Origin of the sequence: Kribbella sp. NPDC003505, from assembly GCF_040610875.1 — a bacterium.
Lineage (GTDB): Bacteria > Actinomycetota > Actinomycetes > Propionibacteriales > Kribbellaceae > Kribbella.
The window spans coordinates 53,848-74,863 of record NZ_JBEXNA010000009.1; the positions used below are offsets into that span (position 1 = coordinate 53,848).

Genomic DNA, 21,016 nt, shown 5'->3' on the forward strand with positions numbered 1-21,016 from the left:
ACGGCCCCTGCCCGGTCATCCCCTTCCGAGAATAGTGCAGTCGGCCACCAGCGACGTCTCAGAATGAGACAGCCATCGCCTCGTCTCGGGCTTGTGATGCCAACAGGCGGCCACGGAGGTTCCGATGGACAACGATGTCTCGCGGCAGGAGTCGTACAACCCTTGGACTGTGGTCCGGCTGGTCTTCGATCACTTGGCCGCGGCCGGTCTGCACCCTGTGCTCGGTGGCACCGGACACCCGGGCGAACCGGCCGCCGAGCTCCTGCGCTGCTTCGGTATCCGGCCCGATCCGCAGGGCGACCATCGCACCGCCGAACGCAAGGAGGCGGAGCTGGCGAGGCTCCGCGCAGCCTACCTGGACGAACCGTGACGGGTGTCTCAATTTAGGACCTCGTCCCGCCGCTGACGGGGCTGTACTGCAAAAGACAGCCGGTCACATGAGCGGGAGGAGTGCCATGAGTCGCCAGAGTGTGGCGAAGGCCCACCAGAAGATCCAGGAGTTGTCCTGGGAGCCGGCGTACCACGAGCCGGTCTCCCAGTACGGGACGGACTACACGTTCCGCAAGGCGCAGAAGAAGGACCCGCTGAAGCAGGTTCTGCGGTCGTACTTCCCGATGCAGGAGGAGAAGGACCACCGGGTGTACGGCGCCGCCGACGGCGCGATCCGCGGAAACATGTTCCGCCAGGTGCAGGAACGCTGGCTGGAATGGCAGAAGCTTTTCCTCAGCATCATTCCGCTGCCGGAGATCTCGGCGGCCCGGGCGATGCCGCTGCTGTTCCGGAACGTGCCCAACCCCGAACTGCACAACGGGCAGGCCATCCAGATGATCGACGAGGTCCGGCACTCGACGATCCAGCAGAACCTCAAGCGCCTGTACATGAACAACTACATCGACCCGGCAGGCTTCAACTCGAGCCTGCGGGACTTCCAGAGCGACTACTGCGGCACCATCGGCCGGCAGTTCGCCGAGGGGTTCATCACCGGTGACGCGATCACGGCGGCCAGCATCTACCTGACCATCGTGGCCGAGACCGCGTTCACCAACACGCTGTTCGTCGCGATGCCGGCCGAGGCCGCGGCCAACGGCGACTACCTGCTGCCCACCGTGTTCCACTCTGTGCAGTCGGACGAGTCCCGGCACATCAGCAACGGCTACGCGACCCTGCTGATGGCGCTCGCCGACGAGGACAACCACCAACTGCTCGCCCGCGACCTGCGGTACGCCTGGTGGAACAACCACCGCGTCGTCGACGCCGCGATCGGCACCTTCATCGAGTACGGCACCAAGGACCGCCGCAAGGACCGCGAGTCGTACGCCGAGATGTGGCGGCGCTGGATCTACGACGACTACTACCGCAGCTACCTGGTGCCGCTGGAGAAGTACGGCCTGGAGATCCCGCACGACCTGATCGAGGAGGCCTGGAACCAGATCTGGAACAAGGGCTACGTGCACGAGGTCGCGCAGTTCTTCGCCACCGGCTGGCTCGCCAACTACTGGCGGATCGACCCGATGACGGACAAGGACTTCGAGTGGTTCGAGGACAAGTACCCGGGCTGGTACGACAAGTACGGCAAGTGGTGGGAGAACTACAACCGGCTGTCCCGGCCGAACGGGCACAAGCCGATCGTCTTCGAGGACGTCGACTACGAGTACCCGCACCGGTGCTGGACGTGCATGGTGCCGTGCCTGGTCCGTGAGGACATGGTGATGGCGAAGGTCGACGGGCAGTGGCGGACGTACTGCCACGAAATGTGCAAGTGGACCGACGAGACCGCGTTCCGCCCGACGTACATGGGTCGGCAGACGCCGAACATGGGCAAGCTGATCGGTCACCGTGAGTGGGAGACGCTGTACCACGGCTGGAACTGGGCCGACGTGGTGTCGGACATGGGCTTCGTCCGCGACGACGGCAAGACCATGGTCGCGCAGCCGCACCTCGACCTGGACCCGGACAAGATGTGGACGCTGGACCACCTGCGCAAGTGCCCGCCGCTGGCCAGCCCGAACGTGCTGCTCAACGAGATGAGCGACGACGAGCGTACGGCGTTCGCCGCCCGCTACGTGAAGGGTGGTCCCGCCGGCCGTCCCGCCCCGGCCGAAGCCTGATGGCCTGATGAAGCACGTCGTGAGGTTCGAACCGGTCGGCATCGAGATCGAGGTCGACGAGGAGCAGACGATCCTGCGCGCCGCGGCCGAGCAGGGCGTGATGCTCATGCACGGCTGCAAGGAGGGACAGTGTGCGTCCTGCAAGTCGTTCGTCCTCGACGGTGAGGACATCGACCTGGACCGCTACTCCACCTTCGCGCTGCCGGAGTACGAACTGGACGAGGGCTACACGCTGCTGTGCCGCGCGCACGCCTTCGAGGACCTCACGATCGAGCTGCTGAACTACGACGAGGAGATGATCCGTTCCGGGCTGCCGATCCAGGAGCGCACCGCCGAGGTCGTGTCGATCACCCCGGTGACCCACGACCTGCGGCACCTGGTGCTGCGGGTGTCCGGCGAGCTGAAGTTCTTCCCGGGGCAGTACGTCGACATCTCGGTGCCCGGCACCGGCGCGAGCCGCTCGTTCTCGATGGCGAACACGTCGAGCCGGGAGGGCGGCCTGCTCGAGTTCGTGATCAAGGTGTACCCGGGCGGTCTGTTCTCGGAGTTCCTCGACCGGCGTCTCCGGGTCGGCGACCGCCTGGACCTGACCGGGCCGTTCGGGGTGTTCACCCTCCGGGACAACCCGGACGCCCGGCTGGTCTTCCTCGGCGGCGGGGCCGGCATGGCGCCGATCCTCGCGCTGCTGCGGTCGATGGCCGAGCGCGGCATCGACCGGCCGGTGACGTTCTACTACGGCTCCCGCACGCAGCTCGACCTGTGTTTCGAGGACGAACTGCGGGCGCTCGAGCAGACCTTGCCCCGGTTCCGGTACGTCCCGGCGCTGTCGGAGGCGGACTGGGACGGCGAGAGCGGACTGATCACCGATGTGGTCCGGCGGCTCGAGCCCGACCTGGCCGGAGCGGATGCCTACGTGTGCGGTCCGCCGCCGATGGTCGAGGCGGCGATCCCGCTGCTCGAACAGCTCGGCGTCGCGACGAAGCACATCTACTACGACAAGTTCACCACGACCGGCGACGCCGGTGACTCGAAGGTGCTGGAGGCAGAAAGCCGATGACCACCACACAGGACGCACCCAAGACCGAACGCAGTGTCCCCAAGCCGGTCTTCACCGATGCCGAGGCGGGCGCCCGCGAGTTCCCTGACTCGACCCTGCGGCACTACAACTACTACAAGCCGCAGAAGCGCAAGCAGAGCCACTATGAGGACGTCACGGTCGACGTCCAGCCGGATCCGCGGCACTACCTCAGCCAGGGCTGGCTGTACGGATTCTCCGACGGGCGCGGCGGCTACCCGTTGGACTGGACCGCCCTGAAGGCCTGGGGTTCCGACCAGCCGGCGCCGAAGCGCGGGCCGGGCACCGGCGGACTGTTCGTGAAGGACTGGCCGGCCACCGGCTGGCACGAGTTCCGGGACCCGAACGAGGAGTGGGAGCTCACGCTCTACCGCTACAACTCCAACGTCGTGCGGCAGGTCACCCAGAACGTCGAGGCGGCCCGCCAGTCGAAGGCCTTCGAGCAGTGGAACGCGAACTGGGTGCGCTTCGTCGAGCACCACATCGGCGCCTGGATGCACGTCGACCACGGACTCGGTCTGTACCTGTTCGCGAACGCCAACCGGCGTGCGCCCACGAACATGCACAACAACGCGATCTCGGTGAACAGCATGCACCGGATCCGCGCCGCGCAGGACCTCGCCCTCTACAACCTCACCTTGTCGGAGGAGATCGAGGGCTTCGACGGCAGCGCGCACCTGGACACCTGGAACAACGACCCGGCCTGGCAGGGCGTGCGCGAGGTCGCCGAGGGGCTGACGGCGATCGACGACTGGTGCGAGGCGATCTTCGCGGCGAACGTCGTGTTCGAACCGCTGGTCGGCGAGCTGTTCCGCAGCCAGCTGGTCCAGCAGGCCGCGCCGCGCAACGGCGACTTCGTCACCCCGACCGTGATCGGCGCGGCGGAGTACGACTTCGCCGAACGCGACCTGCGCTACACCACGGCGATGTTCGAGCTGCTGACCGACGACCGGGAGTTCGCCGACCACAACAAGACGATCATGGCGGGCTGGCTGTCGAGCTGGACCGCGAAGGCGCTCGCCGCGGCCCGGACGCTGCAGCCGCTGTGGTCGCAGCCGGACGCCAAACCGCCGCGGTTCGAGGACGGACTCGACCGCGCGAAGAGCCGGTTCAGCGGGATCGTCACCGCGCTGGGCCTGACCGAACCGAAGGAGTTGGCACAGTGACCACGCTCAAGGCAGTCGTCGAGAGCCCGTTCAAGTCCGACAGCACGGCGTCGAACAAGTGCGGCTTCACCCTGATGAACAACCAGGTCGGCGTCGTCGTCGCGGACGTGATGAAGGCCTACGAGAACGTCACCGTGACGCCGTTGCCGTCGATGATCCGGGTCGACGCGATCGGCAAGATGGAGGTCGTCTACGACGATGTGTCCGAGGCCCTCGGCGAGGAGCCGGGCTACTTCGACCAGGCCGAGTTCGAGGAGAACATGTCCACCCACTACGGGCGGATGGTGCACCTGGACGACCGGACGATTCTGTTCGCCAATCCCGAGGACGCCGCCGACTACATCGGTTTCGACCTGACCGCATCCACCTGACCGCATCCACCTGACAAGGGGGTCTGTCGTGTACGAGAAGAACGGTGAGAAGTACTTCGTGGTCGACAGCCACATGCACTTCTGGAACGCGGCACCGGACAACTGGGTGCCGGGCGCGGAGCAGTACGCGAAGGGCTGGATCGAGTGCTTCCACGCGTACATGAGCCTGGCGCCGCAGAACACGCACTGGCCGCTCGAGAAGTTCATGCGCTACTCCGAGGACGACCTGATGAGGGACGTCTTCGAGGACGGCTACGTGGACGTGGCGATCTTCCAGCCGACGTACCTGAAGGAGTGGTACAAGGAGGGGTTCAACACCACCGAGCAGAACGCGACGCTCGGCGAGAAGCACCCGGGGATGTTCGTGCTGAACACCCGGTTCGACCCGCGCGACGGGGACGCCGGGCTGGAGGAGCTCGCGCACAACGTCGACCGGTACGGTTCGAAGGGCGTCAAGCTCTACACGGCCGAGTGGAACGCGGGGTCCCGCGGCTACAAGCTCACCGACACCGCGGCGTACCGGTACCTGGAGAGGGCGCAGGAGCTGGGGATCAAGAACATCCACGTCCACAAGGGCCCGACGATCTGGCCGCTGGACAAGGACGCGTTCGACGTCTCCGACGTCGACCACGCCGCGACCGACTTCCCGGAGCTGAACTTCATCGTCGAGCACGTCGGCCTGCCGCGGATCGAGGACTTCTGCTTCATGGCCACCCAGGAACCGAACGTGTACGCCGGTCTGTCGGTCGTCATCGGCGGCCTGATGCACGCCCGGCCGCGGTTCTTCGCGAAGGTGATGGGCGAGCTGCTGTTCTGGGTCGGCGAGGACAAGATGACGTTCGGCAGCGACTACGGGATCTGGGAGCCGAAGTGGCAGGTCGAGGGCTTCGTGGACTGGGAGCTCCCCGACGAGCCGGAGTTCGCCGACTACCCGCGGCTCGGGGTCGAGGGGAAGAAGAAGATCCTCGGGCTGAACGCCGCCAAGCTCTACGACCTGAAGGTGCCGGACGAACTGCAACTGAAGGAGGCGACGCCGGCCGCACAGGACGACTCCAAGTTGGTCACGTCCTGATGCCGGCAGTGGCGACTGAGCGGGACCGGGTCCTGGACGCGCTGGCCGCCGTCCGGGACCCGGAACTGGACGAGCCGATCACGACGCTGGGTTTCGTGTCCACCTGCGTCGTGTCGGCGGCCGGCGACGTGGTCGTCCGGCTCCGGCTGCCCACCTACTTCTGTGCGCCGAACTTCGCCTTCCTGATGGTCGCCGACGCGTACGACGTGGTCTCCGCGGTGCCCGCCGTGCGCTCGGTCGACGTCGCGCTCGAGGACCACTTCGCGGCCGCGCAGATCAACGCCGGCGTGGCCGCCCGGGCCGGATTCGTCGCGTCGTTCGACGGTGAGGCCGCCGCGGAGCTCGACGAGCTCCGCCGCACGTTCGTCGCCAAGGCGGTGCTGGCCGGAACCGATCAGGTCTGCCGCCCGCTGGTTGCGTCAGGCATCGATCCGGCCGGCGTCGCCCGGCTGGCGATCGCCGACGTGCCGCCGTCGCCCGAGCTCGACCGGTTGCTGCGCCGCCGGGCCGAGCTCGGGCTGCCGGTGGGTCCGGACGCGCCACTGCTCGTCGACGTCGGCACGGGTGCGGCGATCGCCGCGGACGCCGCGGCCCGGCACCTCGGGCTGGCCCGGCTGACCCGGACCGGGATCGAGGCCAACACAGGCATCTGTCGAGGAATGCTGAAGCACCGGTACGCCGAGTCCGGTGCGGGCGAGGAGGAATCGTCATGAAGGCCGTTCGACTGCACGGGTACCACCAGCAACCAGTGGTCGACGACGTACCGGAACCGGTCGTCAAGGGCCCGCTCGACGTCGTCGTCAAGATCGGCGGCGCCGGCGTGTGCCGTACCGACCTGCACATCATCGAGGGCCAGTGGGACGCGGCGATGCACCCGAAGCTGCCGTACACGATCGGCCACGAGAACGCCGGCTGGGTGCACGAGATCGGCTCGGCCGTCACCAACGTACAGGTCGGCGACACCGTCATCCTGCACCCGACGCCCACCTGCGGGCTCTGCACGGCCTGTCGCGCCGGGGACGACATGCACTGCGTGAACAGCACGTTCCCGGGACTCGACAGCGACGGCGGGATGGCGGAGTACCTCCTCACCTCCGCCCGGGCCTGCGTCAAGCTCGATCCGAGCACCCGGCCGCAGGACGTCGCCGCGCTGGCCGACGCCGGCATCACGGCGTACCACGCGGTGCGCAAGGCGATTCCGCTGCTGCCGCCGGGAACGACCTGCGTCGTGATCGGCGCGGGCGGTCTCGGGCACATCGGCGTCCAGTGTCTGGCGGCACTGACCGCGGCCCGGATCATCGTCGTCGACCGCAACCCGGACGCGCTCAAGCTGGCCGAGCAGCTCGGCGCCGACCAGACGGTCGTTGCCGACGGCCAACAGGTGGACGCGGTGCTCGGCCTGACCGACGGCGCCGGCGCGCACGTCGTCCTGGACTTCGTCGCCGAGCAGGGCGCGGAGCAGGACGGCTTCGCGATGACCGGCCGGGCCGGGTCGTACTTCGTCATCGGGTACGGCGGCCAGGTGCAGATCCCGACCCTGGACATCATCTCCACCGAACGGAACATCGTCGGCAACATCGTCGGCACGTTCAACGAGCTGGCCGAGCTGATGGCACTCGCCCAGGCCGGGAAGGTCACGCTGCACACCAGGACCTACCCGCTCGAGGCGGCCGCCGACGCGGTCGCCGATCTCGACGCCGGCCGCGTCCGCGGCCGGGCGATTCTGGTTCCGTGATTCTGGAGGGAAGTCATGGCGAAGGAGCTGCGCTTCGGAGAGAACGCCCGTGATCTGCTGCTGGCCGGGGTCGACCAGCTCGCGGACGCGGTGAAGTCGACGCTCGGCCCCAAGGGCCGCAACGTGATCCTGGAGAAGATCACCGGGTCGCCGGTGGTGACCAACGACGGCGTCACGATCGCCCGGGAGATCCACCTCAAGAACCAGTTCGAGAACATGGGCGCCCAGCTGGTCAAGGAAGCCGCGATCAAGACCAACGACATCGTCGGCGACGGCACCACGACCGCGACCGTGATCGCGCAGGCGATCATCCGCGAGGGGATGGCCGCGATCGGCTCCGGCGGGAACCCCGTCCTGGTGAAGCGGGGGATCGACCTGGCCGTCGGCAAGCTGGTCGACCGGCTGCGCGAGGTCGCACACCCGGTGGTGACCGAGCAGGACTACGCGCGGGTCGCCGCGATCTCGGCGAACGACGACGACGTGGTCGGCGCGGTGATCGCGAAGGCCCTGCACACCGTCGGCGACGGCGGCATCGTGACGGTCGAGGAGTCGTCGGTGCACGGGATGGCCGTCGACTTCGTCGAGGGTTTCGAGTTCGACAACGGCTACCTGTCGCCGTACATGGTGACCGATCCGGGAAGTCTGCAGGCCGTTCTCGACGACCCCTACATCCTGTTGTGCAGCGAGAAGATCACCAAGGTCCAGGAGGTGATGCCGCTGCTGGACCGGATCATGCGCGAGCCGCGGCCGCTGGTGATCATCGCCGAGAGCCTCGAAGGCACGGCACTCAGCATGCTGGTGCACAACCACGTCAACGGGTTGTTCCAGTGCGTCGCCGTGAAGGCGCCGGGGTTCGGCGACCGGCGGCTGCACAAGCTGGAGGACATCGCGGCGATCACCGGGGGCGCGGTCTACAGCCGGCACTCGGGCTTCAGCCTCGAGACCATGACGCTGGACCAGCTGGGCCGCGCGGACCAGGTGCGGGTGGACGCGGACCGGACGGCGATCGTCGCCGGTTCGGGCCACGAGGACGCTGTCGCGTTCCGAGTCGCACAGCTGCGGGCCGAACTGGAGCGGGCGACGTTCGGCGTCGACGAGGACGTCCTGACCGAGCGGATCGGCGCGCTGTCCGGCAAGGTCGCGGTGATCCGGGTCGGTGCGCCGACACCGGCGGAGCTCAAGGAGTTGCAGCACCGGGTCGAGGACGCGCTGTCCGCGACGCGGGCCGCGATGGCCGAGGGCATCGTCGCGGGTGGCGGCATGGCTCTCTTGCATGCCGCCTCCGCGCTCGACGGCCTGGACGTGCAGGGCGACTACCGGACCGGGGTCGACATCGTCCGGCGGGCGCTGCGCGAACCGGCGTACCTGATCGCGGCGAATGCCGGCTACAACGGCGCCGAGGTGCTGCAGCGCACGTCGGCGATGGACGTCGACGACGGCTTCGACGCCCTGGAAGGTCGTTACGGCAACATGCTCACGATGGGCATCATCGACCCGCTCCGGGTGGCTCGCTCCGCGCTGCAGAACGGTGCCTCGGTCGCGGGTCTGCTCCTCACCACCAACACCCTGATCGCCGAGGAGCAGACCCCGTGGGGCGGCAGCCCCGCCCTGATGACCGAGTACGGCGCACTCGACGAGGGCCTGCACCAGCCCTCCCCCGACTCCAGCACCCCCCAATCCCTGGGCCTCGGCCCCTCGGTCGCTTAGGAGGGTAGTCACAGGGGTAGCCCCTCCCCGACTTCACCTAACGCCGGATCAGACCGAGGGAGGTGGCCGTGGCGACGGCGGCGGTGCGGGAGTCGACGCCGAGTTTGGTGTAGATGCGGGCCAGGTGGGACTTCACCGTGCCCTCGGTGAGGTGCAGCCGCTCGCCGATGGCCTGGTTGGACAGTCCCTGGGCGACCAGCGCGAGGACTTCGGTCTCGCGCCGGGTCAGGGCGGTGCCCGGTGTCCGGAGCCGGGTCATCAGGCGATCCGCGACACTGGGCGCCAGCGCCGTACGGCCTTCGGCGGCGGTGCGCACGGCGGCGGCCAGGTCTTCCGGTGGGGCGTCCTTGAGCAGGTAGCCGGTCGCGCCGGCCTCGATGGCCGGCAGGATGTCGGCGTCGCTGTCGTACGTCGTGACGATCAAGACGCGGGGCGCTCCGGCCCGGCCCACGATGGCGGCCGTGGCCTCGGTGCCGTTCAGGTCCTTCCCGAACTGGATGTCCATCAGGACCACGTCGATGTCGCCTCGGGCGGCCCGGACGACGGCCTCCTCCGCCGTGGCCGCCTCGGCCACCACCTCGATGTCCGGCTCGGTCGACAGGACCGCACGCAGCCCGGCCCGGACGATCGGGTGGTCGTCCGCCAGCAGGACACGGATGGGTACGTCGGTCACGAGCGAGCCCTGGTCGTCCCAGCGGGCAATGCCGGCAGTGCGGCCAGCACCGTCGTACCGTCGCCGGGGACGGACTTGATCGTCAAGGACCCGCCGAGCTCCTCCAGCCGGGACCGCATGGCGGGAAGGCCGAAGCCGCCACCGTCCGGTGTCCGGTCCGGCAACTCGTTCGGGTCGAACCCGCGCCCGTCGTCGGCGATGCCCACGACCACGTGGTCGTGGGAGAAGCTCAGGGTCAGGTCGGCCATGCTCGCGCCGGCGTGCCGGACGACGTTCGCGAGCGCGGACTGGGCGACCCGCAACAGCGCCACCTCCGATGCCGTCGGCAACGGTACGGCGTCGCCCTCCTGGCGGAACCGCGCATCGAGGTGGTGCCGGGCGCTGGTCGTGGCACACAGACGCTCCAACGCGCCGGCCAACGTCGCGCCGTCGAGGGAGGGCGGGGCGAGCGCTGCGACGAACTGCCGTACCTCGGCCAGGTTGTCAGCGGCGGCCCGGCGGGCCTGGTCGACGTACTCCGACGCGTTCTGCGGGTTCGCCGGGAGGGATCGTTCGGCGGCGCGCAGCAACAACTGGATGCTCGACAGTCCCTGGGCGAGCGTGTCGTGGATCTCGCGGGCCAGGCGTTCCCGTTCGGCCGCGACGCCGGCGGCGTGTTGGGCGGCCGCGAGGTCGCTGCGCGTAGCGGTCAGCTCGCCGATCAGGCGCCGGCGCTGTTCGCTCTCTCGGTACAAGGCCTGATAACCCCAGACCACAGCCACGGCCACGGCGGCGCCGAGGGCCGGTCCGATCGCGATCGCGACGCTGAAGGAGCCCTGATGCGCGGCGAAGCCGACGATCGCCACGATCGCAGTCAGCACCACGGCGACCAGACCGGTACGCCGGGGCGCCAGGTGCAGCAGCAGGAAGTACAGCGGAAAGGCGAGCCACACCCCGTCGGCGGAGAGCGCCAGTACGACCACCCACGCCGCCCCGAGAACAGTCAGCCACACAAGGGCGTTGCGCGACGAACGTCGTACGGCGGGCAACGCCGGGCCGGACACGTAGACCGCCGCGCAGATCGCGGCTGCGACCGCGATCAGTGCCACTCGCGGGTTGTCGTCGGCCACGGCCCGGATCACAGTCAGGGCCAGCAGGGCGATGACCAGCAGATGCAGGCACCACGCGAGCATTCGAGTGGTCGGGGTCAGGACAACGGCGTTCACTGTGCTCCCAGGTTAGAGGCAAAGCGATGGCCGGACCTCTATCGAAAGATGGAAGCCGCCGGCTCTCTTTCGGCACCGCGAGTGCCGTCCTGCGCCAGATGTCCGGCAGCGTCTCGGTGGCGATCCTGGAGCTATGTTCGTTGCCTGGAGAGACCTGAGGTTCGCCAAGGGGCGTTTCGCCCTGATGGGGACCGTCATCGTGCTGATCACGCTGCTCGTCGGACTGCTGTCCGGCCTCACCGCCGGGCTCGGCCGGCAGAACGTGTCCGCGATCACCGAACTCCCGGCGAGCCACATCGTGTTCGGCGCCGCGGGTGCCGGGCAGGAACCGTCGTACTCGAACTCGACGGTCACCGAGGCCCAGTGGCAGCAGTGGGCGCGGACGCCCGGAGTCCGCAGCGCGGAGCCACTCGGCATCTCGCTGACCAGGGCCGTCGCCGGCGCCAGGAGCATCGGGGTGTCGGCGTTCGGCGTTCAGCCCGCGTCCGCCCTCCCTCCGGCCGGCGCGGTCATCGACGACGGGACCGCGGTTGTGTCGACAGCGGCCGCAGCGGACCTCGGCGTCGCCGCGGGCGGCACCGTCACCCTGGCCGGCCGGGAACTGGTCGTCGGGGCCGTCCGTGGCGATGCCTCCTTCAGCCATGCTCCGGTGATCTGGATCAGCCTGAACACGTGGCAGCAGGCCGCGCCGCCAGGGGGCCCGACGGCCACCGTCATCGCCTTGAACACGACGTCCGGAGCCGACCTCCAGGCCGGGGACAGGGCGGCCGGAACCCGAACGGTCGGCAAGGACGACTCGCTGTCGGCGATCGGCTCGTACCGCTCCGAGAACGGCTCGCTGCAGTTGATGCGCGGCTTCTTGTTCGCGATCTCGGCGCTGGTGATCGGCGCGTTCTTCACCGTATGGACGATCCAGCGCAGCGGCGACATCGCCGTACTCAAGGCCCTGGGAGCCTCGACGGCCGCGCTGCTGAGGGACGCGCTCGGCCAGGCCGTCGTCCTGCTCGTCGGCGGCACGCTGATCGGCATCGGTCTCGCGGCGGTCCTCGGAGCTGCCGTCGCCGGTTCGGCCGTGCCGTTCGTCCTCACTCCGCCGGTCGTCGCCGTCCCGGCGGCGGTGATGGTCGTCCTCGGCGCCGCCGGGGCCGCCTTGTCCGTACGCAGGATCACGTCGGTGGACCCGCTGACCGCTCTGGGGAGCGCCCGATGAGCCTGGAACTGTCCGACATCACCCTCACCTACCCCGACGGCGACTCTCGCCTGACCGCACTCGACCACGTCACGCTCCACGTACCTCCCGGCAGCCTCACCGCCGTCATCGGCCCCTCCGGCTCCGGCAAGTCCAGCCTCCTCGCCGTCGCCGCGACCCTGATCACCCCCGACAGCGGCACAGTCACAGTCGACGGCAGCACGACAGCCGGACTCACCCGCGGCGAGCTCGCCGAGCTCCGCCGCCACACCATCGGCATCGTGTTCCAGCAACCGAACCTGCTGCCGTCCCTCACCGCCACCGAGCAACTCCAGGTGATGGCACAGATCGACGGCCGCAGTCCGCGCACCGCCGCCCGCAAGGCATCCGAACTCCTCGACGCCGTCGGCCTCGCCGGCCAGGCCGGCCGGCGCCCGCACCAGCTGTCCGGCGGTCAGCGCCAGCGCATCAACATCGCCCGGGCCCTGATGAACGACCCGAAGCTGCTCCTCGTCGACGAACCGACCAGCGCACTCGACCACGAACGCGGCGCGGCCGTGATCGACCTCATCACCCGGCTCACCCACGACCACTCGACCGCCACCGTGCTCGTCACCCACGACCGCACCCACCTGAGCGCCGCCGACCGGATCGCCGAGGTCGCCGACGGCCGCCTGGCCGGGTAACGTCGCGTCGGTCGTGCTGTCCGACTCGTTGTGGAGGATTCCGATGAGCACAGTCCTGGTCACCGGTGCGTCAGGTATCGCCGGGCGTGAGGTGTCGCGGGTGCTCGCCGCAGCGGGTCATCACGTACGGCGCGCGGACATCGCCCCGTCGCCCGATCCCGCCGACGCCGCGATCGGCGAGTTCGTTCGGTGCGACACCCGGACGCCGACCGACGTGCTCGAGGCGGTGGCAGGGTGCGACGCGGTCGTCCACCTCGCCGCCTGGCACAACGCTCACCAGCCGGGGGTCAGCGACGCGACGATCTTCGCGGTCAACGTCGACGGCACGTTCAACGTCGTCCAGGCGTGCCGCGCGGCCGGCGTCCGGAGCGTCGTCTTCGCCTCCTCGATGGCGTACGGCTGGGGAAGCGTCTACAGCGTCACCAAGGTCCTCGGCGAGGACCTCTGGAAGATGTACCGCGAGGTCACCGGCGCGTCGGTCGCGCTCCTGCGCTACCACGGCTTCGTGCCCGAGCCGTACCTGCGCTGGGGCGAGCGGCTGCTACGCAACGGCGTCGACGTACGCGACATCGCGACCGCGACCGCCGCCGCGACCGAGGCCGCGCTGGCGGGCCGCATCGATCTCTTCAGCACGATCGTGCACAGCGATCACGCAATGCCGAAGGAAGTCCAGGACGACTTCACGACGCACGGCGCCGCGTGGGCGGAGTCGAGGCTGCCCGGCGCGACGGCCCTGATCGAGCGCCACCGACTCGCGCTGCCGGACCGCGTCGAGCAGCATGATCTCAGCGCGGCCGCCGACCTCCTCGGCTGGCGCCCGCGGCACGACTTCATCGAGTTCCTCGAAGACCTCCGGCGCCGCGAAGCCGCCGGAGAGGACGTCAACGACCTCTGGGCACCAGGCCGCATCCCGGCCTCATAGCATCGAGCAAACCTTGGGGCAGCTCGCGACGAGGGCCGCTCCGCTGTCGGTCGTGCCGGACGGCGGTGGCCCGTCGGAGTCGGACAGCGAGCCCCAGATCGCGATCGCGACCGCCACGCCGACCAGGAGCAGCAGGAATGCCAGGAACGCGGCGCCGAGCGCGCCCCCGGACTTGTTCTCGGTCATAACTCTCCCAGGTGCGGAACGCTTCGCATCCTGCCAACAGCGCGACCGCTCGGGAAGCGGGAACGCCGCCACACCAAGGATTCTGCAGGTACCTGCAGCCACACGTGCCCCGCGCGTCACCGGTCTGCTACCAAGCGCATCCGTTCAGGACGCGATGTTTGACCACGAGCTGTCGCCGGGGTCTACCGCCCGGCCAGCTTCGCCACGACGGGGGCGAGCGTGTCGGCGAAGTCGGCGCCGATCACGAAGTACGAGAAGCCGATCTCCTCGCGCCGCCGCTGGATTTCCTCGGCCGCTGCGGCGGGGTCACTCGGCAGGATGACGAGCGAATCGGCCTCGCGGAGCGCCGCGGTGTCGAGGTTGGGCGCCGCCATGAACGGAGCGGCACGGTCACCGACGGCGGCGACGTGCTGAGCGAGCTCCATGTCTCCGCGGGCGGCGAAGTCGCGGACCCGTTTCGTGGTCTCGGCCCGGTCGTCGTCCGTCGCGAGGACGAACGTGACCGCGTCGGCGACCTCGAGCGCCAGCGCCTGCGACTTCGGTCCGCTCACCGCCATGACCACCGGCGTGTGCAGATCGGGTCCGTCGAACCTCCGGAGGGTCTCCACGGTCTCCCGCATCCTGGCACGACGCTCGGCCGGGGAGACGGCGGGCAGCCCCAACTCGACTTCGATTCCGGGCCGGCCGGCTCCGATGCCCATCTCGAAGCGGCCTTCGGTGAGCACTGAGAGTGAGTGCGCCTCCCATGCTGTGCTCCATGATTCGCGCAGCGCGGCGGCGTACACCCACGAGCCGATCCGCAGGTCAGTGAGCGCGGCCGCGGTCGCCAGCGTGGGACCAAGCGTCGGTTGCCACGTGGGTACGTCGGGCATCAGCAACGTCGAGTAACCGTGGTCGGCAATCCGTCGTGCGCGGTCCCGCCACGCCCGCAGGTCCGGACCGACCGGGGCAACGACCCCGAAGCGGAATGGTCTGGTCGTACTGGCCCGGTCGGGCATCGTGGTTCTCCTTGAGTCTGGGCCCGTCTTTTCGGTCCCTCTGCCCTCTCCACGAACCAGCTACCCGGAATCCGACAACTGTCAGGGTCGGGCGTTCGGGTAGGTGACGGCTCGCAGGATCTTCGCCGGGGCACCGGCCGCGACGGAGTACGGCGGGATGTCCTGCGTGACGACGCTGTTGGCGCCGATCACGCACCTCTCGCCGATCGTCACGCCGCTCGTGACGACCACGTTCGCGCCCAGCCAGACATTGTCGCCGATCCGCGTCGCCCCCTTGGAGTCGAACCCCTGCCACGGCACCGGCCGGTCCGGATCGTCGTACCGGTGACTGGCGTCCGTCACGAAGCACCCGTTCGCCAGCATGCAGTGCGATCCGATCTCCACCAGGTCGAGCGCCGCGACCATCACCGCGATGTTGAGGAACGTCCCCTCCCCGATCCGCACCCGCCCCTCGTCGCCCATCGTGATCCACACATTGGGTTCGAACAGCGTGTTGGCCCCGACCTCGAGCCGCCCGTCCCGCAAGGCTTCCAGCACGTTCCCGTGCAACGGCCACCGCGCGAACGCCCCGCGCCGCATCAGCTCCCAGTGGATCCGCCCCCGGTTCCACGGCAACGAACTCCGCTGGTACCAACGCCACTTCTGCACCCAAGCCGTCAGCTGCCCACGAAGCTCCTCCACACGCGCCAGGCTACGCGGGAAGCGCTTTTGGACAGTGAGGCGCCGGTCGGGCCTCGCGACTACGCGCCGGTCGGGCTCATCGGAGCGAGGCCGAGTGCGGCGAGTACTGCGGCCCCGCGCTCAGCGTGCTCGCCGCCTGCCAGCACCAGAGTGCGTGCGGCTTGATAGTGGCAGCCGGCAACGTCGAACGCGTCTGCGGCGGCGAGCAGAGCCTCCTGCTCGCCGTCGAGAAGGGCCGCGGCTCGCGCCACCATGCCTCCGGCAACCGGGTTGCCGGTCACAATGGTCCGCGCCTCAGCCAGACGGTCGCGAGCGTCGGGCGTCCCCGCCAGGACAGCGACCTCGGCACGCAGCGCGACGTACCAGTGGTGCCAGATCCAGGTGACCCACTTCCATACCTCCTGCGGCGCGGGAGACATCCGCTCCAGCGCCTCCGGCAGTTGCCCGTGGTGCAGCAGGAGCAGGGTGTCGAAGACCGCCCCGTAGCCGTGGGCGTGCTCGGGCAGCGGGCCGAGCTCATCCAGCACCAGGTTCCATTCCTGCCGCGCGTCGTCGTCTCCACGGAGGCCATGCGTCATCGCCACCGCGGCGGCGGCCGGGCCGAGAGACGACCGTGCGGGGCGACCGGCCCGTCGCCACGCGTCGAGGAATCGAACGCTCCCGTTGAGCAGTTGCTCGACGTTGCCTGCGAAGGCGTCCGCGACCAGAAGCCAGCTGGTGGCGCGGTGGCCGACCTCGGCGAGCAGTGGATGGTCGGCGAGTTGTCCTGCCCACCGGCGAGCGGCCGCCAGGTCGCCGGTGCCCAGATTGGCTTCGGCCGCTTCGGCGAGCGCCTCGAGCAGCTCGTGGGTGGCGGCCGGAGCCTTCGGCATGGACGACAGCAGCGTGATCCGGCGCTGGGTCGTGGCCGCCGCGGCGAACGGGTCACCTGCCCAGCTGAGGGCCCCGGTCAGGACATCCAGCGCGACGGACTCGTCGAGCGGATCGCCTGTCCGATGCGTCAGGTCCACCGCTCGCTCGGCGCGGGCGACCGTGTCCGTGACGGACGCACCGGGGTGGCCTTGGGCGGTGCTGATCGCGCCGTTGAGCAGCTGGCCGGCCTCGGCCACCGCTACGGTGGCCCGCGCCGCAGGATCGTCGCCGGCCAGGTCCCGTGCACGGGCGACGAGCGAGTCCGTCTCCTCCACGGACAGCTTCCTTACGAACTTGGTCGAGAACCGGTACGCAGTCGTGGCGATCGCCGCGAGATCCCGGGCGGCGCCCGCGCTGTCACCCGCCCTGGAGGCGGCCTCCGCGGCCTCGCCGTACAGGCGGTACACGTCGTCGCCGCGCATTCGGCAACCAGCCACCGCCGCGGCCTGGCGCAGTGCCGACGCAGCTGACTGCGGGTCCTCGGCCAGTGCCGCTGCCTGCTCGTAGCGTTGCTGGGATTCGCCGATCAGGTTGCGGGTGAAGGTCAGCTCGGCCAGCGTGCCCGCGACCCGGTAGGCGTCGGTGCGCTGCTCTGGTTCCAGCGCCGCCCACGCCAGCGCGGCGCGAAGATCGTCGGCAATCGCGTCGAAGCCGGCCCGCCACTCCGGCCGGACGACCTCCAGCTCAGTGGCCTGTGCCAGGCACCAGTGAAGGTGCCGGGATCGCGTGTCGACCAGTTCGCCGGCCTCGATCAGCTGCTCCGTCGCGTATTCGCGGATCGTCTCCAGCGCGCGGTACGCCGTACCGCCCGGGGACGTGATGACCACCAGCAGGCTCTGCTCGGCCAGCCGGGCGAGCCCCTCGGCCACCAGGAACTCCTCGGTCCCGGTCACCTTCGCCGCCGCCGCGGCCGTGAACGGCGCCATGAAGACCGACACCCGGCGCAGCAATGCTTTGTCGGTCGGGTCCAGCAGGGCATGGCTCCAGTCCAGTGCGGCTCGCACCGAACGGTGTCGTTCGTCGGCACGGAAGCCGCCGGTGAGCATCCGGAGCGGGTGAGACAAAGCAGCGGTGACGCCGTCGAGGCCGAGCGAGTGGTACCGCGCGGCGGCCAGCTCGATGGCGAGCGCCATACCGTCCAACCGCTCGCAGATGGAGACGATATCCTCACGCGACGTCGGATCCAGCGGCGAGCCGGCTGCTGCGGCCCGGGCCAGGAACAGCGCGACCGCGTCCGACTGGCCGTCGACGGGCAGCGACAGCGGCGGGACCTGGTACACCCGCTCGAACGGCACCATCAACCGGGCCCGGCTCGTCGCCAGCACCGTCACGCGAGGGCAGGACGCCAGCAGCCGCTCGACGAACAGCGCCACTCCGTCGAGGGCTTGCTCGCAGTTGTCCAGCACCAGCAAGGACTGCCGATCGGCCAGCGCGGCAATCACCGACTCCGTCATGTCACGGCCAGGCTGCTCCCCGAGGCCGAGGGCACCGGCGACCGCCGTCGCGATCATGCCCGGATCCGTGACCGGAACGAGGTCGACGAACCACACTCCGTCGCCGTACCGGCCGGATGTTTCGGCGGCTACGGCCAAGGCGAGCCGTGTCTTGCCGACCCCTCCCGGCCCGACCGCGGTCACCTCCCGATGGGCCTCGAGCAGCTCGGCCAGCTCGGCCTGCTCGGCGACCCGGCCGACGAACGCCGTCAACGGGGCCGGCAGCACCGGCACCGGCTGGGCCGAAGCGTCGTCGCCGGCCGGCTCGGGTGCGCGCTGGGCAAGCGCACGGCGGTCCGGCACCTCCAGCTTGCGCAGCAGCGAGGAAACGTGGCTCTCCACGGTGCGCACCGAGATGTACAGCCTGGCCGCGATCTCGGCGTTGCTGAGCCGGGCGCCGACCAGTTCCAGTACCTCGGCTTCGCGAAGCGAGATGTCCACCGTTGCTGTCACCGCCCCATCTTGCCTCATCGGTGCCACCGGTCCGTGCCCTGATCCGTGGCCCTGATCCGTGGCCCTGATCCGTGGTGGGGATCCGTGGTGGGGATCCGTGCTCGGCACGGATGTGGTGCGGCGGGGCCGGCGGAAAGACTGTGACCACGACAGCGGGTCGATGGGACCCACGACCAGAGGAGTGACCGTGACCAGCGCTTCCACCCACGGCATCAAGACCGTGCTGCACCCCGTGACCGACCTGGCCAAGGCCAAGGCCGTCTACGCGGCCCTGCTCGGCATACCGCCGCAAACCGACTCGCAGTACTACGTCGGCTTCGAGGCCGAGGGCCAGCACATCGGCCTGGTTCCGGGCGGTGGACCGCAGGGCATGGTCTCGCCGGTGGCCTACTGGCACGTGCCTGACATCGAGGCGAAGCTGGCCGACCTGACCGCGGCCGGGGCCACCGTGAAGGAGGCCGCGCACGAGGTTGGCGCCGGCCGACTGGTGGCCACCGTCATCGACCCTGACGGCAACGTCCTCGGGCTCCTGCAAGACCGCTGAGCGCCCACCGCTCGCGAGCACGACACCTCATCCCGTTTCTCGATCACAAAGGATCTGCCATGACCGCCTTCGACTCCGTCATCCTGGAAGTGTCCGACCCGACCGCCGCCGAGGCCTTCTACCGGGCCGCCGGCCTGGACAGCTACGTGAGCGTCCGGGGCACGGACGCGCCGACCACCGGCTTCCGCGGTTTCGCCCTGTCGCCCGTGACGTCGCAGCCGGGCAACGTCGACGCGATCATCGACGCCGCCGTCGGCGCCGGCGCGACGGTGCTGAAGCCGGCCACGAAGAGCTTCTGGGGGTACGGCGGCGTCATCCAGGCCCCGGACGGCACCGTCATCAAGGTCGCGACCTCGCAGAAGAAGGACACCGCCCCGGCTTCCCGCACCATCGACCAGGTCGCACTCCTGCTCGGCGTGGCCGACGTCAAGGCCAGCAAGCGGTTCTACGTCGGCAAGGGCCTGGCGGTGGCGAAGAGCTTCGGCGGGAAGTACGTCGAGTTCGACACCCCGTCGTCGGCCGTCACGCTCGCCCTCTACCCGCGGCGCGCCCTCGCCAAGGACACCGGCGTCGGCCAGGAAGGCACCGGATCGCACCGCATCGTGCTCAGCGGTTCGGCCGGTCCCCTCACCGACCCAGACCAGTTCGTCTGGGAAACCGCGACCGCCTGACCAGCACAGCATCCACCGCAGGAGAACTCCGCCATGAGCAGCGTCACCACCGGTAAGTACGAAGGATTCACGGCCGAGGAACGGGCCGCGATGAAGGACCACGCCCGGGAGCAGAAGAACGCGGCACGCCGCGGCTCCCGCGCGGACAAGGCCGCCGAGGCGGCCCGGGACGTACTCGCGAAGATCGCCGAGATGCAGGACTCGGACCGCGTCCTCGCCGAGCGTGTCCACGCCGTAGTCACGTCCAGCGCTCCGGCCCTCGCGCCGAAGCTCTGGTACGGGATGCCCGCCTACGCGCTCGACGGCAAGATCGTCTGCTACTTCCAGAGCGCCGAGAAGTTCAAGGCCCGCTACGCCACCCTCGGCTTCAGCGACCAGGCCAACCTCGACCAGGACACGATGTGGCCGACCACATTCGCCCTGACCCAGCTAACACCCGCAGTAGAAGCCCAAATCAGCACCTTGACGAAACAGGCCGTCCGCTGACCCCTTGGTCATTCGTGCCGGCGCGTCACGACGAAGGTCCAGCGCGCCGACGGATCACCGACCACGCTGATCAGGTCACCGCCCACGACCTGCTGGCGGATCTGCACGGGCCCGCAAGGAATCTGTACTTCCGCGCCGAACTCTCCCTTGAGCCCGACCCGGCCTCCGCTGCACCGCGCGTACAGCACGAGCTCCGGAGCTGCGGGGAGAGCGACCGGGGCCTGGCTGTCGCCGGCACCCGACCGGATCGCCAGAACGGTCTCTTCCGCAGGAATGTGAACGACGGTGTCAGGCACACCGACAGCCCGCCCCGGAAACGGATCAGGACTCGCGGCGTAGCGGCGCTGGTCACCGCTGGTGTAGGTGTGCGGTTCGTTGTCAGACGACGATGCACAAGCGGTCGTCAGCAGCGCCGTACCGGCCGCGATTCCGACAACCCGCCCGACTGGGGTGAACGTGGGGACCAACTCCTGTGAATCCGGCGCGTCCTTCGAACGCACGCTGAGCGATGAAAGCGGAAGCTTGTTGCCTGGAACAACTCATCGCACTAACTCCTCTCGCTCAGCACAGAACGACCCGGCCACAACAACGGAACCTCAACCAACAACCCGCGGGCGCGACAACTCTCGCCACCATCGCACTCGTCTAGTCCACTGTCCACACAATTACAACGCCCGGATCCC

Annotated in this window: 22 protein-coding genes; 15 read left to right on the top strand and 7 right to left on the bottom strand. The window is 69.3% G+C overall.

The genetic code is table 11. From position 1 onward, the window contains the following. Positions 1 to 124 precede the first annotated feature (124 nt). The 9 genes from ABZX12_RS28250 (at position 125) to groL (ending at position 9,234) form a co-directional block, all read left to right on the top strand. Positions 125 to 370 (top strand): hypothetical protein, encoded by a 246-nt coding sequence (locus ABZX12_RS28250; RefSeq protein ID WP_355697955.1) that lies wholly within the window; start codon positions 125 to 127, stop codon positions 368 to 370. Positions 371 to 455: 85 nt separating this feature from the next. Then, positions 456 to 2,108, top strand: a complete 1,653-nt coding sequence (locus ABZX12_RS28255) for a hypothetical protein (protein ID WP_355697957.1) — start codon at positions 456 to 458, stop codon at positions 2,106 to 2,108. A 19-nt stretch (positions 2,109 to 2,127) separates the two neighbouring features. Then, on the top strand, positions 2,128 to 3,165 hold the full coding sequence (locus tag ABZX12_RS28260) for a 2Fe-2S iron-sulfur cluster binding domain-containing protein (protein ID WP_355697959.1): 1,038 nt from the start codon (positions 2,128 to 2,130) through the stop codon (positions 3,163 to 3,165). Further along, positions 3,162 to 4,349, top strand: a complete 1,188-nt coding sequence (locus tag ABZX12_RS28265; protein WP_355697961.1) for a hypothetical protein — start codon at positions 3,162 to 3,164, stop codon at positions 4,347 to 4,349. Before ABZX12_RS28260 ends, ABZX12_RS28265 begins: the two co-directional genes overlap by 4 nt. Further along, positions 4,346 to 4,720 (top strand): propane 2-monooxygenase effector subunit MimD, encoded by a 375-nt coding sequence (gene mimD, locus ABZX12_RS28270; protein WP_355697962.1) that lies wholly within the window; start codon positions 4,346 to 4,348, stop codon positions 4,718 to 4,720. Before ABZX12_RS28265 ends, mimD begins: the two co-directional genes overlap by 4 nt. A 28-nt stretch (positions 4,721 to 4,748) precedes the next feature. After that, positions 4,749 to 5,792, top strand: a complete 1,044-nt coding sequence (locus tag ABZX12_RS28275; protein WP_355697964.1) for an amidohydrolase family protein — start codon at positions 4,749 to 4,751, stop codon at positions 5,790 to 5,792. An 8-nt stretch (positions 5,793 to 5,800) separates the two neighbouring features. Next, entirely contained in the window at positions 5,801 to 6,505 is a 705-nt protein-coding gene (locus ABZX12_RS28280) for an iron-sulfur cluster assembly protein (protein ID WP_355697965.1), read from the top strand. Next, the gene (locus tag ABZX12_RS28285; RefSeq protein WP_355697967.1) at positions 6,502 to 7,527 is read left to right on the top strand and encodes an NAD(P)-dependent alcohol dehydrogenase; all 1,026 of its coding nucleotides are present in this window, start codon (positions 6,502 to 6,504) and stop codon (positions 7,525 to 7,527) included. Before ABZX12_RS28280 ends, ABZX12_RS28285 begins: the two co-directional genes overlap by 4 nt. A 15-nt stretch (positions 7,528 to 7,542) precedes the next feature. Continuing rightward, positions 7,543 to 9,234 carry a chaperonin GroEL gene (gene groL / locus ABZX12_RS28290; RefSeq protein WP_355697968.1) on the top strand — a complete coding sequence of 564 codons (1,692 nt, stop codon included), beginning with the start codon at positions 7,543 to 7,545 and terminating at the stop codon, positions 9,232 to 9,234. Positions 9,235 to 9,271: 37 nt separating this feature from the next. Here the strand turns inward: groL and ABZX12_RS28295 are convergent, their stop codons facing one another. Further along, positions 9,272 to 9,907 (bottom strand): response regulator transcription factor, encoded by a 636-nt coding sequence (locus ABZX12_RS28295; protein WP_355697970.1) that lies wholly within the window; start codon positions 9,905 to 9,907, stop codon positions 9,272 to 9,274. Further along, positions 9,904 to 11,112, bottom strand: coding sequence for a sensor histidine kinase (locus ABZX12_RS28300; protein ID WP_355697972.1), 1,209 nt, complete (start codon positions 11,110 to 11,112; stop codon positions 9,904 to 9,906). The genes ABZX12_RS28295 and ABZX12_RS28300 overlap by 4 nt, the downstream gene beginning before the upstream one ends. A gap of 133 nt (positions 11,113 to 11,245) precedes the next feature. Between ABZX12_RS28300 and ABZX12_RS28305 the strand changes: the two genes are divergently transcribed. Genes ABZX12_RS28305 through ABZX12_RS28315 form a run of 3 tightly spaced genes read left to right on the top strand, consistent with a single transcriptional unit; the run spans position 11,246 to position 13,909 of the window. Beyond that, a complete protein-coding gene (locus ABZX12_RS28305; RefSeq protein WP_355697974.1) occupies positions 11,246 to 12,322 on the top strand; it encodes an ABC transporter permease in 1,077 nt (358 codons plus the stop codon). After that, positions 12,319 to 12,987 (top strand): ABC transporter ATP-binding protein, encoded by a 669-nt coding sequence (locus ABZX12_RS28310; protein ID WP_355697976.1) that lies wholly within the window; start codon positions 12,319 to 12,321, stop codon positions 12,985 to 12,987. Before ABZX12_RS28305 ends, ABZX12_RS28310 begins: the two co-directional genes overlap by 4 nt. A 43-nt stretch (positions 12,988 to 13,030) precedes the next feature. Next, entirely contained in the window at positions 13,031 to 13,909 is an 879-nt protein-coding gene (locus tag ABZX12_RS28315) for an NAD(P)-dependent oxidoreductase (RefSeq protein ID WP_355697977.1), read from the top strand. On the opposite strand, the gene ABZX12_RS28320 is transcribed toward ABZX12_RS28315, so the two are convergent. The 4 genes from ABZX12_RS28320 to ABZX12_RS28335 all read right to left on the bottom strand — a co-directional run bounded on the left by ABZX12_RS28320 (position 13,904) and on the right by ABZX12_RS28335 (position 18,632). Next, the gene (locus ABZX12_RS28320; RefSeq protein WP_355697979.1) at positions 13,904 to 14,095 is read right to left on the bottom strand and encodes a hypothetical protein; all 192 of its coding nucleotides are present in this window, start codon (positions 14,093 to 14,095) and stop codon (positions 13,904 to 13,906) included. The genes ABZX12_RS28315 and ABZX12_RS28320 overlap by 6 nt on opposite strands. A gap of 182 nt (positions 14,096 to 14,277) precedes the next feature. Then, entirely contained in the window at positions 14,278 to 15,093 is an 816-nt protein-coding gene (locus ABZX12_RS28325; RefSeq protein WP_355697981.1) for an LLM class flavin-dependent oxidoreductase, read from the bottom strand. 81 nt (positions 15,094 to 15,174) lie between these two features. After that, positions 15,175 to 15,774: an acyltransferase gene (locus ABZX12_RS28330; protein ID WP_355697983.1), complete on the bottom strand. Its 600-nt coding sequence runs from the start codon at positions 15,772 to 15,774 to the stop codon at positions 15,175 to 15,177. Between the two features lie 59 nt (positions 15,775 to 15,833). Beyond that, positions 15,834 to 18,632, bottom strand: a complete 2,799-nt coding sequence (locus tag ABZX12_RS28335) for a LuxR C-terminal-related transcriptional regulator (RefSeq protein WP_355697985.1) — start codon at positions 18,630 to 18,632, stop codon at positions 15,834 to 15,836. Positions 18,633 to 18,819: 187 nt separating this feature from the next. Here ABZX12_RS28335 and ABZX12_RS28340 point away from each other — a divergent pair, with 187 nt between their 5' ends. The 3 genes from ABZX12_RS28340 to ABZX12_RS28350 are packed head-to-tail and all read left to right on the top strand — an operon-like array spanning position 18,820 to position 20,333. Continuing rightward, positions 18,820 to 19,176, top strand: coding sequence for a VOC family protein (locus ABZX12_RS28340; RefSeq protein ID WP_355697987.1), 357 nt, complete (start codon positions 18,820 to 18,822; stop codon positions 19,174 to 19,176). 59 nt (positions 19,177 to 19,235) lie between these two features. Next, the gene (locus ABZX12_RS28345) at positions 19,236 to 19,847 is read left to right on the top strand and encodes a glyoxalase (RefSeq protein ID WP_355697989.1); all 612 of its coding nucleotides are present in this window, start codon (positions 19,236 to 19,238) and stop codon (positions 19,845 to 19,847) included. A gap of 33 nt (positions 19,848 to 19,880) precedes the next feature. Continuing rightward, positions 19,881 to 20,333 (top strand): DUF1801 domain-containing protein, encoded by a 453-nt coding sequence (locus ABZX12_RS28350; RefSeq protein WP_355697991.1) that lies wholly within the window; start codon positions 19,881 to 19,883, stop codon positions 20,331 to 20,333. 8 nt (positions 20,334 to 20,341) lie between these two features. Here the strand turns inward: ABZX12_RS28350 and ABZX12_RS28355 are convergent, their stop codons facing one another. Continuing rightward, positions 20,342 to 20,833, bottom strand: a complete 492-nt coding sequence (locus tag ABZX12_RS28355) for a hypothetical protein (protein ID WP_355697993.1) — start codon at positions 20,831 to 20,833, stop codon at positions 20,342 to 20,344. Between the last annotated feature and the right edge of the window lie 183 nt (positions 20,834 to 21,016).